Annotated in this window: 15 protein-coding genes and 1 pseudogene; 4 read left to right on the plus strand and 12 right to left on the minus strand. The window is 37.1% G+C overall.

Features of this window, described 5'->3' with window-relative positions; genetic code table 11:
• The first annotated feature begins 20 nt into the window (after positions 1 to 20).
• Positions 21 to 542 carry an NUDIX hydrolase gene (locus tag BKP56_RS00810; protein WP_232226908.1) on the plus strand — a complete coding sequence of 174 codons (522 nt, stop codon included), beginning with the start codon at positions 21 to 23 and terminating at the stop codon, positions 540 to 542.
• A gap of 3 nt (positions 543 to 545) precedes the next feature.
• Positions 546 to 1814: a tyrosine--tRNA ligase gene (gene tyrS / locus BKP56_RS00815; protein ID WP_072693297.1), complete on the plus strand. Its 1269-nt coding sequence runs from the start codon at positions 546 to 548 to the stop codon at positions 1812 to 1814.
• 49 nt (positions 1815 to 1863) lie between these two features.
• On the opposite strand, the gene BKP56_RS00820 is transcribed toward tyrS, so the two are convergent.
• From BKP56_RS00820 to BKP56_RS00855, 8 genes are all read right to left on the minus strand, one after another.
• Positions 1864 to 2838 carry a DUF1002 domain-containing protein gene (locus tag BKP56_RS00820; protein ID WP_072693298.1) on the minus strand — a complete coding sequence of 325 codons (975 nt, stop codon included), beginning with the start codon at positions 2836 to 2838 and terminating at the stop codon, positions 1864 to 1866.
• Positions 2839 to 3134: 296 nt separating this feature from the next.
• Positions 3135 to 3791 carry an SDR family oxidoreductase gene (locus BKP56_RS00825; protein WP_072693299.1) on the minus strand — a complete coding sequence of 219 codons (657 nt, stop codon included), beginning with the start codon at positions 3789 to 3791 and terminating at the stop codon, positions 3135 to 3137.
• 216 nt (positions 3792 to 4007) lie between these two features.
• The gene (locus tag BKP56_RS00830; protein ID WP_072693300.1) at positions 4008 to 5546 is read right to left on the minus strand and encodes an IS1182 family transposase; all 1539 of its coding nucleotides are present in this window, start codon (positions 5544 to 5546) and stop codon (positions 4008 to 4010) included.
• Between the two features lie 166 nt (positions 5547 to 5712).
• Positions 5713 to 6498: an ABC transporter ATP-binding protein gene (locus BKP56_RS00835; protein WP_072693301.1), complete on the minus strand. Its 786-nt coding sequence runs from the start codon at positions 6496 to 6498 to the stop codon at positions 5713 to 5715.
• Positions 6499 to 6531: 33 nt separating this feature from the next.
• Positions 6532 to 7482: an ABC transporter substrate-binding protein gene (locus BKP56_RS00840; protein WP_232226910.1), complete on the minus strand. Its 951-nt coding sequence runs from the start codon at positions 7480 to 7482 to the stop codon at positions 6532 to 6534.
• Between the two features lie 35 nt (positions 7483 to 7517).
• The gene (locus BKP56_RS00845; protein WP_072693303.1) at positions 7518 to 8540 is read right to left on the minus strand and encodes a FecCD family ABC transporter permease; all 1023 of its coding nucleotides are present in this window, start codon (positions 8538 to 8540) and stop codon (positions 7518 to 7520) included.
• The gene (locus BKP56_RS00850) at positions 8537 to 9598 is read right to left on the minus strand and encodes a FecCD family ABC transporter permease (protein WP_072693304.1); all 1062 of its coding nucleotides are present in this window, start codon (positions 9596 to 9598) and stop codon (positions 8537 to 8539) included. The genes BKP56_RS00845 and BKP56_RS00850 overlap by 4 nt, the downstream gene beginning before the upstream one ends.
• 29 nt (positions 9599 to 9627) lie before the next feature.
• A complete protein-coding gene (locus BKP56_RS00855; RefSeq protein WP_072693305.1) occupies positions 9628 to 10668 on the minus strand; it encodes an NAD(P)/FAD-dependent oxidoreductase in 1041 nt (346 codons plus the stop codon).
• Positions 10669 to 10899: 231 nt separating this feature from the next.
• Between BKP56_RS00855 and BKP56_RS00860 the strand changes: the two genes are divergently transcribed.
• Positions 10900 to 11613 (plus strand): GntR family transcriptional regulator, encoded by a 714-nt coding sequence (locus tag BKP56_RS00860; protein ID WP_072693306.1) that lies wholly within the window; start codon positions 10900 to 10902, stop codon positions 11611 to 11613.
• 2 nt (positions 11614 to 11615) lie between these two features.
• Here the strand turns inward: BKP56_RS00860 and BKP56_RS00865 are convergent, their stop codons facing one another.
• Complete coding sequence (locus BKP56_RS00865; protein ID WP_072693307.1) at positions 11616 to 12815, minus strand: enolase C-terminal domain-like protein; 1200 nt, start codon at positions 12813 to 12815, stop codon at positions 11616 to 11618.
• Between the two features lie 259 nt (positions 12816 to 13074).
• Between BKP56_RS00865 and BKP56_RS00870 the strand changes: the two are divergent.
• A pseudogene (locus BKP56_RS00870) lies at positions 13075 to 14424 on the plus strand (PTS transporter subunit EIIC); the annotation flags it as partial.
• 145 nt (positions 14425 to 14569) lie between these two features.
• On the opposite strand, the gene BKP56_RS00875 reads toward BKP56_RS00870, so the two are convergent.
• The 3 genes from BKP56_RS00875 to BKP56_RS00885 form a co-directional block, all read right to left on the minus strand.
• Positions 14570 to 15517, minus strand: coding sequence for a sugar kinase (locus BKP56_RS00875; protein ID WP_072693308.1), 948 nt, complete (start codon positions 15515 to 15517; stop codon positions 14570 to 14572).
• 12 nt (positions 15518 to 15529) lie between these two features.
• Positions 15530 to 16171, minus strand: a complete 642-nt coding sequence (locus BKP56_RS00880) for a bifunctional 2-keto-4-hydroxyglutarate aldolase/2-keto-3-deoxy-6-phosphogluconate aldolase (RefSeq protein WP_072693309.1) — start codon at positions 16169 to 16171, stop codon at positions 15530 to 15532.
• A gap of 106 nt (positions 16172 to 16277) precedes the next feature.
• Complete coding sequence (locus BKP56_RS00885; RefSeq protein ID WP_072693310.1) at positions 16278 to 18209, minus strand: fructose-1,6-bisphosphatase; 1932 nt, start codon at positions 18207 to 18209, stop codon at positions 16278 to 16280.
• Positions 18210 to 18318: the final 109 nt, after the last annotated feature.

Consider the following 18318-nt stretch of genomic DNA (forward strand, 5'->3'; position numbering starts at 1 on the left):
TTGAAAGGATGGTGATAGTATTGGATGAACCTGAATATACTCTGCATTTCGGTGTATATGGTGTAGTAATTGAACAAGGGCATATTTTATGTATTCATAAAAATTCAGGACCGTATAAAAATCGGTATGATCTTCCCGGTGGAAGCCAGGAACCTGGAGAAGGTCTGACTGAAACGCTAGTCAGAGAAGTGTACGAGGAAACAGGACAGAAAGTCAAAAAATATAGCCATCCTAGAATCTATGATACTTTTATAAAACCTCATACAAAATCAGTAACGACTCACCATGTTTTCGCATTATATACAGTTTCACTGCACGAAGAAGTCAGTGATCTTCCTTTATATGTAGCCGATGGTTTAAATGATTCAGACGGAGTTACATGGGTCAAGATAAGTGAATTGAATGAACTAAATGCTTCCCCGCTTATTTTAAAAGTTCTAGATGAGCAGAGTAATAAAGAGACTACTATAGATAAAAGCCGCTATGAACACTGGACAGTCATAGATAAAAAATTAAATAATAATCAAAATCAAAGGAGATGAACCATGAATATACTAGATGAATTAGAATGGCGCGGAGCCATTAATCAACAGACAGATGAAGAGGGTTTAAGAGAATTGACAGAGGAAAAAAGTGTCGCTTTATACTGTGGTATCGATCCTTCCGGAGATAGTATGCATGTAGGACACCTAATTCCTTTTATGATTTTAAAAAGATTTCAGTTGGCCGGGCATAAACCCGTCATTGTAATTGGAGGAGGAACAGGATCTATCGGCGATCCAAGCGGACGAAACTCTGAACGAGTACTCCAGACGATGGACAAAATTGTTTCAAACGCTGAAAAATTAAGTGGACAAATGCGTAGTTTATTTGAAGCTGGTGCTGAACATTCTGGAATCAAACTGGTCAACAATTATGACTGGTTAAGTAATCTGAGCTTTCTTGACTTTTTAAGAGACTACGGAAAAGAATTCAATATCAACACGATGTTAGCAAAAGATGTCGTTGCTAACCGCATGGACACCGGAATCTCTTTTACAGAATTCAGTTACCAGATCATTCAGTCTGTCGACTTTTTACATTTGTTCCAGAATGAAGATGTTCAGCTTCAAATCGGTGGATCCGATCAATGGGGTAACATCACAGCTGGTCTTGACTTGATACGTAAAAAAGAAGGTTCTGAAGCAAAAGCATTTGGTTTGACGATTCCTTTACTATTAAAAGCAGATGGAACAAAATTCGGTAAATCAGCAGATGGTGCAATATGGCTAGATCCTGAAAAAACAACTCCTTATGAGTTCTACCAGTTCTGGTTTAATCAAGATGATCGTGATGTCATAAAATACCTTAAATACTTTACTTTCTTATCAAAAGAAGAAATTGATGTTTTAGCAGAACAAGTAGAAACTGAGCCGCACAAACGCGCTGCTCAAAAGGCGCTAGCTGAAGAGATGACTCGTTTTGTACATGGACAAGCTGCATTGGATGAAGCCATTCAGATTTCTAAAGCTTTATTTTCTGGTGAGATTCAAGACCTTACAGCTGAACAGATTGCAGCAACATTCAAAGATGTTCCTTCTTCAGAAGCTACTAAAGGGAACCATAATTTAGTTGAATTTTTGGTAGACGTAACTAATATTGAGCCTTCTCGACGCCAAGCTCGAGAAGATATTAAAAACGGTGCGATCTTAATCAAAGGTGAACGTATTAAAGATGTTGACTATGTATTATCAGAAAAAGACAGTTTTGAAAATCAATTTGTAATTGTTCGTCGAGGAAAGAAAAAATACTTCTTAGTGAACTTAATAGACTAAAATGAAAGCACGTTACTCAAAAGTTAATGAGTAACGTGCTTTTAACTATTTAGTTAAAGAACCCTGAGATAGCCTCCCAAATTGAACGAAAGAAATTTCCTATTTTATCAAATAGACCACTGTCTTCAGCTTCTTGAAAAGCATCACCAAATCTTGAACGAATATCACTGGATAATTTTCCTAACTGTTCTTTTACCTGATCAGAATCAATTGCACCAGTTCGCTGGTATGTCTCAAAGAACGACAACAAACGATCTAGTTGTTCTTGAGAAATCACATTTTGCAAGTTGTTATTTTCCAATGCATCGTTAATGATTCGTTCAATATCTTCTCTTGTTGCCAGTTCTCCTTGTTGTTCTTTCAGCTCTGCTAGCTGTTGTTTGATTTCGACAATCGCCTGATCAAACCTAGAAGTGTCAAATTCTGAATCTCCACTATTTTCCTGTGCAATCTGGTTAGTCGTCTCTAATTCTTCTTGAGCTGCTTCCATACGGTCCTGATCCAGCTCTTCACCATTTACATCAAAAGCTTTATAGATGCCCGTCAGTGCACTTTCTCCTGTTACGGGACGAATACTAGCGACCATGATCGTTACATCTTCAACACCAGCTGTAATAGCAGCATTCGCATATTGTTCCTGAGTAATCTCTGTAATATCATCCGGCGTTTCAATCAATACATTGACGCCTTCTCCTTCGTCTTCACGTTGTACCAGTACAGACGAAATCATACTTGCTGTATTTCCAGAGCCTGTACCCAGATACGTTTGTAAATCTTCTCCAGTCACCTCTACACTAGCCACATTTTCCATACTATCAATTCCAAGAATATCTGCAGTATCCTGGATTTGAGTTTCATCCAGACCACCACCATACACATAAGTAGGTAATCCCCATGCTTCATCCACGACACTCGTATCTATACCTTCGGCAGCTTCTGCTTTTTCATTTCCAAACAGTGCTATCGATGCCATTGTTGTCATAATTGTTAAAGTTTTAATGAATTTGGTTGTTAATTGCTTCATAATTATACTTCCCTTCAAATAACTATTTTTAATTCTACTGAATCTATTCGTATTATAGCATTCTATATTATCTTTGCACTTATTAGATGAAATCTAAACTGATTCTTAAATTTTGAGATTATCGTATCAGCGTTTTGCTTATTGTGGATGTTTGATTGTATAATCCCTTTTGCTCTTCCATATTCATTTCCTTTTCATAGGTTAAAGCCAAATATTTTTATTTTTCTTCATCATACAAAATACAAAAAAACTTTCTCGAACTATTATCCTAGCTCGAGAAAGCTTTAAAATTCAAATTATAATTCGTTTAACGCTTCTTCAATTTCTTTATCACCCGTTGTTACGTCAAATGACTGTAAGTAAGTGTGGTCATTTTCTAATACTGCTACAATCAATTGCGCAACATCTTCTCTTGGTATCGTCATTGGATCAGTTGCTTCAGTTAGTGCTCTAGTTAGTGATACCTTTCCGATTGCAGGTTTATTTTCAAGCATACCCGGACGAACGATTGTATAGTTTAAATCACTATTCATCAAGAATTTATCTGCATAATGTTTAGCAGCAAAGTATGGTTTCATTTCTTCGCTCCAATTTTCTCTTACATCTGCTTGGAAAGCACTAACCATAACAAAACGCTTGATATTCATATCTTCTGCTGCTTCCATTACTTTTACAGCACCGTCAAGATCAATTAACATTGTTTTATCTGTTCCAGTATTTCCACCAGATCCTGCTGTAAAGACGATTGCATCAATATCTTTCATGCTTTTTTTTATATCTGTTACTGAACTTTCTAAGTTACCAAGTCTTGCTTCTATACCTTTATCTTCGAACTTAGCCACTTGTTCTTCTTTTCTTACAAAAGCAACTGGTTTATAGCTTTCTGTTTCATTTAATTTTTCTACAAGGTGAGTTCCGATTTGTCCGTTCGCTCCAACAACTAGTACGTTCATTGTTATAACGCTTCCTTTCATTTTCCATTATATGCTTACTCTAACAAAGTTAAGTAAGAATACCAAAGAGTTCGACTTGATATTTTGTTTAGTGAACTTCTATCTGTGCATTAAGAAGAGGCTGGGACAAAAGTCTCTGAAAGTCTTTAAATATAGAGAACCCCTGAGAAAATTGTAGAATACAATTCTCTCAGGGGTTCTACTTACTGAATGATTCTATTTTTTCTTTCTTTTATTATATTTTCGTAGGTTATTAGCCATGAAGATCAGATTCGTTTCATTTTCTACATTCGATTTTCCACGAACTGAAAATCGAGTGAACCTCAAATTGGCCTTCACCTGTCCGAAAGTTGGTTCTACATCAATTTTACGTTTACCATAAAATTGAGTCCCTTCTTCTGACGAAAGCTTTTCTCTAATATTTAGTTTTTGTTCTTCGTACTCATAGTTAATGGAAAATGATTTTCTCCCATTTTTGTAACTTGGATCCGTCGATTGGTAAATATGAGACAATCTTACAAATCCAGAATCTGTTTTTTGCCTACTAACATAACCGTACGCATAGATAGTCCCATCAGGATGTGTATAGGTATTTTGATCTTCATCGTGAATCCAATTCTCTCTATTTCTATCCGAAAGTCTGTATTTCTTTTTCTGTTCCTTTTCGTACATGCCGTATTTAACCAAGCCAGTCCATCCGGACCGTTCTAAATATTTTAAATTTTCTTGGCTACCATATCCTGCATCTGCCACAATATAAGTGGACGGTTGAATGGGTTTAGGAAGCGAATGCAAAAACGGGATAAGGGTTCTTGTATCCGTTGGATTAGGATAGACTTGTGTATGCAAAACAAACTGGTTTTCCGTTGCGATTTGGATATTATAGCCTGGCTTTAATTGGCCGTTTCTCATATGATCGTCTTTCATACGCATGAAAGTAGCCGTTTTGTCTGTCTTAGAGAAGCTATTTCGACCGTCAAATGTGCTGTAGTAATCTTCATATTTCTGTTCTCTAGGTATAAAGTCCTTTTTCAATCTATTTCTATGTTTTTTCAAGGAACGACGCTTTTTCTTCTTTTTCTTAAGTACCTCTTTTTCGTTTTCCTGATTAATTTCTGTTTCAATCTTTTCCAGCTCTTTTTGAAGAAGTTCATATAGTTCCTCAATTTCTTTTTTAGTAAACTCCTGATTTTGATCTCTTTCGACCGCTTGATCGATGAGTGGGGCGATCTCTTCTTCATAGTAGTGAATTTCTTTTTCTTTTAAAGTAGAGTAGAATTGATCCGTGGCTTTCTTCCAAACAAAGGTATATTTATTGGCGTCTGCTTCGAACTTCGTACCATCTATAAATAGCGCTTTTCCTTCAATCAGTTTTTCTTCTTTTAAACGAAGAGAAAACGTGCAATAGAGATCTTGTAAAATAGCCTTAGTCACTTCTGACACTCTGAATCGATTAATTGTACGATAAGACACTAACGTTTGACCTGTTAACCATTGCATCGCTATATTTTCTTGCATCATTTTCTCGATTTTCCGACCGGAAAAAATCCCTTCTGAATAGGCAAATAGTAGCGCTTTGAGTAAAACTTTCGGGTGATAAGCCGGGCGACCAAAGTCGTTTTCAATTAAGTGATATTGCGAGTCATCTAAATCTTCCACAACTTGATGAATAGAGTAGACGATATGATTTTCTGGTAAGTAACAGTTCATTTCTAATGGCAAGGTTGTTTGGTTCATGGTATATTGAGTATACATAAGGAGCACCCTTTCTATGATGTTTTTGTGGTGATTATATTATACCAAAGCCGTGCTCCTTTTGCTTACATAAACAAATAAGATCCACTGAAATCTCAAGTAGATTTTCAGCGGATCTTATTTGTTTGTTAAGACTTTTGTCCCAGCCTCTTCTTAAATCAACCTGTTATTCTATTAACTGATAGCTGAGAAGAGCCGGCTTTCCTGTATGAGGGTCTTCTACAATACTTGCTTCTATATCAAAGACCGCTCGTAAAATGTCCGGCTGCATGACTTCTTCTGGTGTACCAGACTTCATGACTTCCCCTTCACGAATTGCAATAAGATGATCTGAAAATCTTGAAGCATGGTTCAAATCGTGCAGTACCATTACAATAGTCCGCTTATATTTCTTGTTGAGTGTCTCTAAAACTTGCAAGACTTCTAGTTGATGTGCCATATCTAGATACGTTGTCGGTTCATCCAAAAGGAGACAATCTGTATCCTGCGCAAGCGCCATTGCAATCCAGACTCTTTGTTTTTGTCCCCCAGATAATGAACTGACTGAACGATCTGCTTGATTGAGTAATTGCGCTTGATCTAATGCCCAATGAATTTTTTCCCAGTCTTTTGTTTGTAGCTGCCCAAATCCTTTTTGATAGGGTGCCCTTCCATATGACACTAATTCTTTCACTGTTATGTCCTCTGGCGTTTGTGGTGCTTGAGTCAATATTGCTATTTCTTGAGCGATTACTTTCGTAGCTTGTTTATGGATTGATTTCCCATCCAGGGTTACACTTCCATTCGCTGGTTTTAGAAGCCGGGCGATAGTTTTTAATAACGTTGATTTGCCACAGCCATTAGGCCCAATGATACATGTAATCTTAGATTCTGGTATTTTTAATGATAGATTATTTAATACTTTTCGCTTTCCATATCCAATTGACATTGCATGTGATTCAATCTTCGTCATATACTCAGCTCCTCTACAGCTCAGTTGAGTTTATTACTGAACACTATTTGTTATGCTTTCTACTACATCATCCATTACTTGTTCACTAGCTATCGGACCGTAATATAACCAAGAAGTTTCTGGTCCAAACTCATAAACCTGCTCATTTTGTACCGCAGGAATGTTTTGCCACAAGCGATCTTCGAACATTTCCGCATTAGGTCCATCACTATTTACAAAGAACAAATGATCAACATCCATTTTTGCTAATTCTTCTAAAGAAATAGCTGCCCAGTCTGCATCACTTGAGAGTTCTGAAACAACTTCCGGGACTGCAAGTCCTAAATCTTCATATAAAACTGCCCCACTTGAACGTTTGGGATGGACAACAAACAAACTATTGTTTACCATCCATATGGCTGCAGCCGACTCTCCGTCTGCTACTTTGGCCAGTTCCGATGCCTTTTCTTCTGCTTTTTTCTCGTAAGAATCCAACACTGACTTCGCTTTTTCTTCTTTTCCCAAAACTTCTCCAATTTCTGTCAAAGTTTCTCGCCATTCAGTCGGGCTAGAATTAAGTACATAAGTTGGAGTAATCTGAGCATATTGGTCATACATATCTGGTTCAATAGCATCACGTACAATCATTAAATCTGGCTCATATTCTAATACCGATTCATAAGGTAAATCGTGGGGAATCAACGGCACCCCCACTAGTTCATCCTGAAGGTATTCCTGAATACTTTCTCCGTCGTATACTGACCACTGAGCAACTGGAATAACATCAAGCGCAACTAGGTAGTCTTCTAAATAGGAAGCTAATACTTTCTCAGGATTATCAGGAATTTCAACTTCATTACCCAGTTTATCTGTCATAACTTTAGATGCCGAGTTTTCTGTTGTTTCCTCTAATGATGTTTCTGAAGAATCTGATTGATTACTTCCGCAAGCGGATAACGTTAGTCCCAATACTAGCAACACACTACCTGACAAAATTTTCTTCATTCTATTTTCCTCCATTTGTTTTATAGATATTTAATTTAACTTTCGCTATTGACTAGTAAGTATAAGAAATATGGCGCTCCCAAGACTGATACAACTAATCCAACTGGAACTTCTGATGGTGCTAATAAGTTTCTTGATATACTATCAGAAATAAGCAAAACCAAAGCACCAATACAAGCAGCAACTGGCAGTAATCGTTCATGCTTATTCCCAACTAATTTTCTTGCAATATGCGGTGCCCCTAATCCTAAAAAAGAAATTCCGCCGGCAACTGATACACTAGCTCCTGCTAGTGCCACCCCAATGGCAATCATCTTGACTCTTTCTAGTTCAATCGACACCCCTAATCCGACTGCCATCTGATCTCCAAGCTGTAATATATTCAGAATTCGAGATTTATAAATACTGATTGGAATCAAGAAAATAACCCATGGTAATAAACTAAAAACGGCTGGCCAATGTGCATTCCATATGGATCCTGAAAGCCAGATTGCTACTTGATTAAAATCACTTTCATCCATTCTGAGCTGGAACATTGTCAGTAGCGCTCCAAATCCTGCATTTACGCCTATTCCGACTAATACCATTCGAATAGGCGTAATGCCTTTTTTCCATGCAATCACATAAATACTGAAGGCTGCAATAAGCCCCCCAGCAAATGCTGCAAAAGGCAAGCTGATTACATTGATTAGACTTGACGAATTTATCTGACTAGAACGAATTGTTAAAAACACTACAACTGCTAAGCCTGCTCCTGAGTTGATTCCTATAATCCCCGGATCGGCAAGCTCATTTTGCGTAATCCCTTGAAAGAGAGTTCCAGCCACTCCTAAGCTAGCACCGGCAAGTACTGCAACCAATAACCTCGGTAATCGAAATTCTATCAGTAAAAGTTGATTTCTTTTCGTACCTTTCCCAATCATCGTTGCCCAAATATCACTTAATGAGATTGACAGATATCCGGTAACTAAACTAAAAAGGCCAATTACCACAATCAGGAGAATTAGAAAGAACAGGAAGCTTTTATAATTTTTAGTTAGAGTATTTTTAAAATTCATTTCCAGCCTCTCCCATCTCTTCTTGCTAGAATTAGAAAGAACGGTACCCCGATTAGCGCAGTGAGTGCTCCTACAGGAGTTTCATAAGGTGGATTGATTACTCTCGCCACAATGTCTGCAGTAACTAAGAGCCAAGCACCGAAGATAGCAGAAAATGGTATAATCCAACGATAATCCATTCCAATCAACTTTTTAGTAATATGCGGTATTACCAGCCCTATAAATCCAATTGTTCCAGAAATCGAAACAGCTGTACCTGTAAGGAGTAGTACAACAAGGATGCCTACCGTTCTTATTACTCCTAACCTCTGTCCTAACCCTTTCGCAACTTCATCTCCAAGACTCATCAAAGTCAAAGGTCGAGACAATCCAATTGAAAAAACAAATCCAACTACTGCTACAATAGCTGCTAAACGAACACTTGCTAAAGAGACGCCTGCTATTCCCCCGGCATACCAGAAACTAATATCTCGGGTAACATTAAAATACATTGCCAGCATAGTGGATGCCGACTGCAGTAGAGCGCTAACAGCTGCTCCTCCTAAAGCTAATTTTACTGGGGTCAAACCTCTTTTAGAAACCAGTCCAATTGAGAATACTAGTCCTGCTCCTAATCCTGCTCCCAAAAATGCCCATATAATTAATCCACCCTGACTCGTTTGTGGAAATAACGCAAAAGCAACCGCTACCATAAAGCCCGCTCCTGAACTCACACCCATAATAGATGGGGAAGCTAGTGGATTACGAGTCAATCCTTGCATAATTACGCCGGAAATTGCTAGAAAGGACCCTACTAAAGCAGCTGCTATAACTCTCGGAAATCTCAAATCATACAAAATCAGATGATCCGTATTCTGATCATCGAAATGAAGTATAGCTTCTCTGATAATCGACCAATCTATATCCGCGGCTCCATATGAAATGGAAAAAGTCATGGTTCCAAATAATACCAGGACCCCTATCATAAAAAAGGCAGCAGCTGAACGCGAATGAAATCTTTTAAGAATTCTTTTTTTAGTTTCTTCTTTATTTAATTCTTGTTTTCTGATCTGTTCCATAATTATTCCTTCTCTAGTCGACGAACAATCTACAGATAGTAACGTTCTTTCATTTCTTTATTCTTTTCATCAAATACTTCATTATGGGAAGAGACTTTTGCTTTTTCATCCGCACTTGGGTCTAGTGACTGCTTGATTTGATTTACAGCATTAGCGGCATCGTTATATGCTCCTGCAATCAAACGAACTTTTCCATCGAACTCCAGAATATCTCCTATAGCGTATACACCTTCAACCGCTGTCTGGGCTTTAGCAGATCCTTCAATGTAATAATCATCTTTCAATTGAAAATTCAAGGCAGGGTCATGATGAAAATTCAGATCATTATCAAATCCAATGTTTACAACTAATTCGTCTAAATCAAGAATAGTATCTTCATCAGTCTGATCATTTCTTATTTTAATAGAAGTGATAAAACTTCCTGTCTGATCAGGAATAATTTCACTTACTAACGAATGAGTATGTACTGTTACAGCTGATTCTATTAATTTTCTATAATTAAATTCATGGGCTTTGAACTTGTCATTCCGATGGACGAGATGAACTTCATCAGCAATTTCTACAAGGTTGTTCGCCCAGTCAACAGCTGTATTACCTCCGCCCACAATTACAATTTTTTTACCTTTAAAGGCATTTAACCGATATATATTATAATGCAGATTCTTTTCTTCAAACTTAACGTCGTACTGTAAGGGAAGTTTTTTGGGATTAAATATTCCTCCTCCCGTAGCAACAATTATTCGTTTACTTAAGAATCGATTTCCAGATTCACTTTCTGCTGCAAACAAACTATCAGCCGTTTTTTCAAATCTACTTATTTTCTGGTCTAATATCACTTCTGGATTAAAAGCACGCCCCTGTTCAACCATTTGATCGATTAAATTAGCCCCTGTTGTTGCAGGAATACCCCCAACATCCCAGACTAGCTTTTCTGGATAAAAATTAATTTTCCCACCTAATGTTTTCTGTGTTTCAACAATCCTAACGTCCAGATCCCGCATACCAGCATAGAATGCTGCATACAATCCAGCAGGACCGCCACCAATAATAGTTATATCTTTTACCGACATTTATGTAAGCCCTCCCTTACACTAAAAATCTGAATGAGAACGATTATCACTTGCATCTCTAGTTATATCATTCACAATCATAAGTGTCAAGTTCTAGGGAACTGCTAAAAATAAGGTCTACCATTTTTACTTTCTCTTTTAATTTATACATTTAGCTTATATAATTTGTTAAAGTGCTATATGCGTTATTTATTTAAACTAATCAAAAATAGTTTGTAAAAGGAGTAAAAAATGAAAAAAAGAGAATTTGTGATTCAGGATTTATTGAGTAAAATTTATCAGGAACAATTTAAAGACGGAAAACTACCTAATCAGCGAACGATGGCCCAATCTTATCAAGTTTCAAGATATACCATACAAGAATCCATTAAAACATTGGAAGAAATTGGAATTATAGAGACGGTACAAGGTTCAGGAATGTATGTAAAAAAACAGTTTCAGATGAATCCATTGATTTTCAATACTTTGACTCGTACCCCTTACGAACGAATCACCTCAAAGTTTTTGAGTCTAGAAAAGAAAAAATCTACTCCAGAAGAGGAGCAGATTTTCCAATTAGATAACTCAGAAGATATTTGGACATTCGAGAGAGTCAGGATTGTTGATTATAAAATTGAACAGATCGAGCGCTCTAAAATGCCAGTTTCTATGTTCCCGGACTTGACTGAAGAAATCATTGAACAGTCTATTCAGGAATACGTATTGAGTAAGAAATATTCTATTTCTCATTATATTACAAGCTACAGTCCAACTCTGCTGACAAAAAAACAATCAGAACTATTAATGTCTAAGCGAAACACCCCCGCTATGCGGATTGAAAACAGATGTTTACTGAAAAATGGTAAAGTCTATGAATACAGTGAATTGACAGCTATTGATTATACCTGTACTTATATTACACCATTTGATAAAAAAGGGCATCAAGCCCGAAGAACGAATATTTAAACTTATGGTGTAAACAATGTCCCATCCGGTAAACGACTTTGCGTCCATTCATGCGGACGATAAACAACCGGAAACTTTTCTGCCATCTCTTCATCAAACCCTACTCCGATACCTGGACGATCAATTGGATAGAAATATCCTTTTTCCGGTGTTGGTGCATTCTTAAATAGAGCTTTCGTATTGTCTTTTAAATCAATATTTTCTTGAATTGCCGCATTATGCAGGTGAATATTCAAATGAGTATTTACAGCTAATCCGATTGGTGAAATATCTGATGGTGTATGCCATGCAACGCGAACACCGAACGCATCACATAAGTGTGCCAGTTTGATCGCCGGGGTAATTCCTCCAATTTGAGAAATATGAACACGAAGATAATCCAGCTGCTGATTTTTAATGATTGATTTCCACTCCATTGGATTGTTAAATAACTCTCCGATCGCAATTGGCGTTGCTGTCTGGCTTCTGACTTGACTCAGCCACTCTGTTTGGTCCGGAGGTAAAATATCCTCTAAAAAATATAAATTATAAGGCTCAGACTTTTTGGCAAACTGCACAGCCTGGTTAGGATGTAACCGTTCATGGACATCATGCAACATCTGAAAAGAATGTCCATACTTTTTATCAATTTCTTTGAACATTTTAAGCGTAGTATCCATGTATTCCTGCTGATCAAAATAACTGCCTTCTAAGGCATCAGCAGGCGCTTTTATACTTTCAGCTGTTCCACCATAAAACCCTAACTGACAGCGAATATAACGATACCCTTCATCCATATATTGATCGATCTGCTTAGTCAGATCTTCCATATTCTCCGCTACTGCATGAGTATATGCAGGAATGGCCGTTCTAGATTTCCCGCCTAAAAGTTGATACAGCGGCATTTCCGCTAGTTTTCCCTTGATATCCCATAATGCCATATCTATTCCGGAAATCGCGTTATTCAATACTGGCCCATTACGCCAATAAGCATTCACATACATCAACTGCCATAGATCTTCGATTTCATTCGCATCTTTTCCAACTAGTAACGGTTTTAAATATTCATCTACAATCGTTTGTACTGCTTTGGGCCTAAACTGGAAAGTCGCACAGCCATATCCAACTACGCCCTTGTCCGTCTCCACTTTTACGACCACCAAATTATGTCTATCAGGTTTTATGCCGTAGCTTTTAATGTTAGTTATTATAGTAGGGATCAATTCACTACTTCCTCTCCTATCTAATCTGTACTCTATTAGTATTAGAACACGAAGAATAGAACGCTGTCAATTTGGACTGATAAACATTCACTAACCCCCTTAATACCAGTCCAATTAACTTGAAATATGTATTAAAACCTTTATTTATAAGGATTAAGAGTAGTTATTATCTATTTTAGGACTGGTTTACTAACAGAAATATATTTGTTATGATTTTATTTGTAAACGGACACATCTAATTGGGGAAAGGAAGAGGTTTATGAAACATCATGATGTTGCGAAACGCATCATTGAAAACGTAGGAGGAGCAGACAATATTCAAAATGTCTGGCATTGCATGACTAGATTGAGATTCAAATTGAAGAATTATGATATAGTCAATCACGAAGCCTTAATGAAAGAACAAGCCGTTGTTGGCACAAATCATAAGAACGAACAGTTACAGATTGTTATTGGAACAAATGTAAATGAATATTATGAAACTGTGGCTTCAATACTTGGTATGGATACTGAGGATTCTTCAACAGAATCAAATGAACCAGCTGAACGCAAAGGTATTATTTCTACATTTATGGATATTGTATCTGGAGTCTTCGGACCCATCGTACCTGCTATTGCTGGTGCAGGTATGATCATGGGATTGATGTCTGGATTAAGCGCATTAGATATTATAAGCAATGAATCACACACTTATATCGTAATCGATATGATCTCTAAAGGTGTATTTACTTTCTTGCCATTCTTCGTAGCGGCTTCCGCTGCTAGGATATTCAAGACTAATCAGTATCTTGCTATCGCAATTGCTGCAAGTCTTCAAGTACCTGCTATGACTGACGCAGTAGCAGAAGGCGTTATTGATCAGTTCAATTTGTTTGGATTCTTACCAGTACCAGTATTTAGTTATGCCGGAACAGTTATCCCGATCATTATTGCAGTATGGGCATTGAGCCATATTCACCGCTTCATTGATAAAGTACTTCCTGAAGTATTGAGAACGGTTTTCACACCTACGCTTTCACTATTTATTGCAGGTATTCTTACACTCGTTGTTATTGGACCTGCAGGAATTTATCTAGGTAACTGGTTAGCAGCCGGAGTAGAATGGTTATTCGGAGTTTCTCCTATCCTAGCTGGTATCATTGTTGGTGGTATTCGACCAATCGCTGTCTTTACTGGTTTACACCATGCTATGACACCAATTGCCCTGCAGAACTTCGCAAATCAGGGATATGATATGTTGATGCCGATGATGTTCATGGCAAACATTTCAATCACTGGTGCTACAGCAGCAATGTATTTGAAAGTAAACACCAAAGAAGAGAAAAGCATTGCAATCTCTGCAGTTGTTTCCGGTTTCTTAGGAATAACAGAACCGGCATTATTTGGGGTTTTAACTAAAAATGCTAAAGCATTTATCGCAGCAACTGTCGGAAGTTCAGTTGCATCTGCATTCATTAGTTTCTTTGGAGTAAGAATCTATGGATACATCCTATCAAGTGTTTTCAGTTTGCCAGCTTATGTTGGTGAATACTTTATCTTTATTATCTTAGGAATTATCATTGCATTCGCTACTGCATTTATCATTACGTACATGCTTGTGCCTAATGAAACTGAGACAAATAAAGCAAAATAATAGCCGTTTAAATGCCTGAAGCGTGCACCTTCATTTGAGAGGATGAAGGTGCATGCTTTTTCATCCTTAAAAAAAGGCTCTTAATTACCATGACCGAGTCAGGTAGCTAAGAACCCTTTTTTTATCTATTATTATGTTTCAAATACTGATCCAGTTCTTCTTTTGTAGGCAAGCCTTCATTATCTCCAGCATGCTGAACTTGTAAGGAACCAATAGCGTTGGCACACGCCGCTGCTTCTTTCCAGTTTAATCCTTCAAGATAGGCATGTAAAATCCCTACCGCAAAGCCATCTCCTGCACCAACTGTATCGATAACTTTTTCAACTTTAAATCCTTGGATATTGATTGTCTCTTTACCTTTTTCTGTTACATAAGCTCCTTGGCTTCCGCTTTTCGTTATCACCACATTAGCACCGTTTCTTATATAAAATTGTGCAATAGCTTCGACATCAGATGAACCGACTAAAGTTTCTCCTTCTGATATTCCTGGTAATACAACATCCGCATATTTTGCTAGAGCATTTAAAACTTCCAGCATTTCCTGTGTCGATTTCCATAAAGCAGGTCTTAGATTAGGATCGAACGTAATAAAAGTTCCAGCAGATTTTGCTTTCTGCATCAGATATTCAACCGCTTCTCTTACTGAATGACTTAAAGCAGGTGGGATCCCCGTTACATGCAATACTTTTACATTATCAAAGTCAATGTTTTCTACATCCTTTTTAGAAAGTGTGGAAAATGCACTAGATTTTCTATAGTAGGCCGTATCTGGATCATCATCTTTCACTTTGTTCTTCAACATAAGCCCCGTATTATAATCTTTATCAAAAGACACATAATTTGTACCTATAGACTCCTTTTGCAGTGCTTCAAAAATAAATTCTCCGATTGGATCTTTACCAAGCTTTGTTATGTACTCTACTTGATGACCTAATCTAGAAAGACCTATTCCAACATTGATTTCTGCACCTGCGACGGATTTATTGAATGTCACTGCCTCTTTCAATGATCCATATTCTGTCGCTGAGAATAACCCCATCGGTTCTCCCAATAATAGTACATCTGTCATTATCCCACCTCCTTAATGTAACTCTTTATATTTATCTACAAATTGTTTAGAGATTTCCGTCACACTATTCAGTCCATCAGCGGCCAGGTTTTTAGTCAGTGCACTCCCGATTCCCACAGCCCATGCACCATTATCAACCCATTCTTGCATATTTTCTAAACTTACGCCACCTGAAGGCATCATTTCAACATGCGGAATTGGTCCGTGAACATTTTTGATGAAGGACGGCCCTAAAATTCCTCCCGGGAATACTTTAACCACTTCCACACCGGTTGCCATTGCACTGGTGATTTCTGTAACTGTGCCACATCCTGGAAGATAAGGTACTGCATAGGTATTACAAACTTTAGAAATTTCAGGAATAAAATTTGGACTTACGATAAATTCAGCTCCTGCAATAATCGCAATTCGAGCTGTTACATCATCCATTACTGTTCCTGCGCCTACTACCATATCAGTATCAGCATACTTTCTAGAAAGTTCTTTGATCGATTCATCCGCTTGCGGTGTTGTAAAAGTTACTTCGATATTTTTTATTCCACCCTTGTAAACAGCTTCCGATATCTCTGTTGCTTCTGAAGCAGAGTTCCCTCTGATTACGGCGAATAAATAATTTTCTTTCAAACCTGACAAAATCGTTTGTTTCTTAGTCATGATTGCCTCCTAATAGTTAGCGTTTTCTCAAATTACAGTATACCTTACTAGTTAACGTGACTCAATAAAAATTGGGCTATTAAACTACCTAAAAAACAGTCCAATTTCATTTCTTCCTTTTTAAATAATGAAGCAAAGCTTGTAAATCATCAATCTGTTCTTGCAGACTCTCTCCAATCGTTGTATCTTTAATCAGTTTTCTATCTAATTTTCCATCAATAATCTGCTTTAAGCTTGTTTCATCTCTTTGTTTTTCAAATAATGCATCAATGGATTCAAATGGTTGATGAGTTACGATCTGGAATCCATATGAATTATTGATTAAAGAATAACCTGCTATTCCTGTAGACTTCTGGTAAGCAGCACTCATTCCTCCATCGATAACAATCAAACGACCATTAGCTTTAACGGGTAATTCTCCTTTTTTGGCTTTAACTGGAGTATGTCCATTGATAACTTTTGCATCCTCATATTCCAAATCAAACTCTTTCAAAATATTCAGCATAATCTCTTCATTGTCTCTTAGCTTAAAGTATGGGTTCCGATTTTCTTGAGAAATTTCATCGTCTTCAATGTAATATCTTTCAAACGTCGTCATACGATCTCTGCCAAAAAGAGGAGACTTTTTCCCAGTCCAGGAATACCATAGAAGATCTGTAGCATAATCTTCTGTTTCCTGCTTGGATGAAGCAGCATTTCTAATATATTCTTCAAATTTATCAAGCATTTTTCTGCCTTTTAGCTGTTCGCCTTCAAAACTGAAAGAGTCTAATTCTCCCTGTTCTGTTAATGGTATACATCCATGATAAAGTAATTGCCCGTTGTAAACTAAATACATACTGCCTTTTTTTAATAGAAAGTCAATATATCGCACTAATTTTTCAGATTGTTGAAAACTTTCCAGCAGTGTATTTACAACATGTTCTTCTTCCGGACAGAGTTTATATGGATCCTCTTTGTAAAATTGCTGTACGGGAAAACCATTTAATTGAAATTGCTTGTTATCGATTTCTATAGTTTCTTCATCAAAATTAATTTTATCTAAAAGTAAACGCTCATCCATATCAAAATCAGGTCGTCGCTTAATAATCTGACCTTCTAACTTAAACTGGATAACTGCTAAAGCTTGATGGACTTTAGTCAGCAGCTCTTCACTTTCTTCCTGAAAGGTATTCGTTGGTTCTACAACTTTCGGTTCAAAATTCGGATGAATACCATATCGCTCTTCCGCAAATAAAAATAGTGGTCGTAAATTTAATCCATATGTCTTTTCCAGTTCAAATAAATAGCCATATCTTGCTGCAATTCGCAGCATTGTAATTAGATTCGCTTTAGAACCATACATCGCCCCCATCCATAGTAAGTCATGATTCCCCCATTGGATATCAACAGAATGATGGGCCATCAATTTTTCCATTACAACTTTCTCTCCGCTTGCACGATCAAATATGTCTCCAACAAGATGTAAATGATCAATGACTAAGCGTTGGATTACCTGACAAAGTTTGATCATGAATTCTTCAGCTTGTCCCAAACTGATTAGACGGTGCAAAATGTTTTTATAATATAAATCTTTTTCATTTTGTGAAAGGTCTGTATACAATAATTCTTCAATCACATAAATATATTCTTTGGGCAACGCTTTTCTCAATTTAGATCGTGTGTATTTAACTGCACAGAATTGCATGAAGTCAATCAGGTTCCTGATCATCTGCATAGACCACTCTTTATCTTTTGGTTGGGAGTGGTAACTATTTTTCATTGCCTCAGTAGGATAACTGATGAAGAGATTGAACCAATCCATTTCTTCCGTGGACCATTCCTCACCAAAAAAGTTGTTGATTTTTTCTCGTAAATTTCCTGCTCCTGTTCTTAGAATATGATCAAATGCCCTATCCGCACCATGAACATCAGATAAATACAGTTCTGTTCCCTTAGGAAGATTCTGTATCGCTTCAAGATTAATCAGCTCTGTATAGATTGCTTCTGGCGTCTCAAATTTTTCTTTAAGTAATTCCAAGTATTTATTCTCATTCATAATTCACTTCAGTCCCCACCTTCGTTTTTATACTTTTCTATTATACCACTTAAAAAAAAGAAGCTTCAACTCAACACATTTTATGTTGAATTAAAACTTCTTTTTATCT

Origin of the sequence: Marinilactibacillus sp. 15R, from assembly GCF_001895285.1 — a bacterium.
Classification (GTDB): domain Bacteria; phylum Bacillota; class Bacilli; order Lactobacillales; family Carnobacteriaceae_A; genus Marinilactibacillus; species Marinilactibacillus piezotolerans.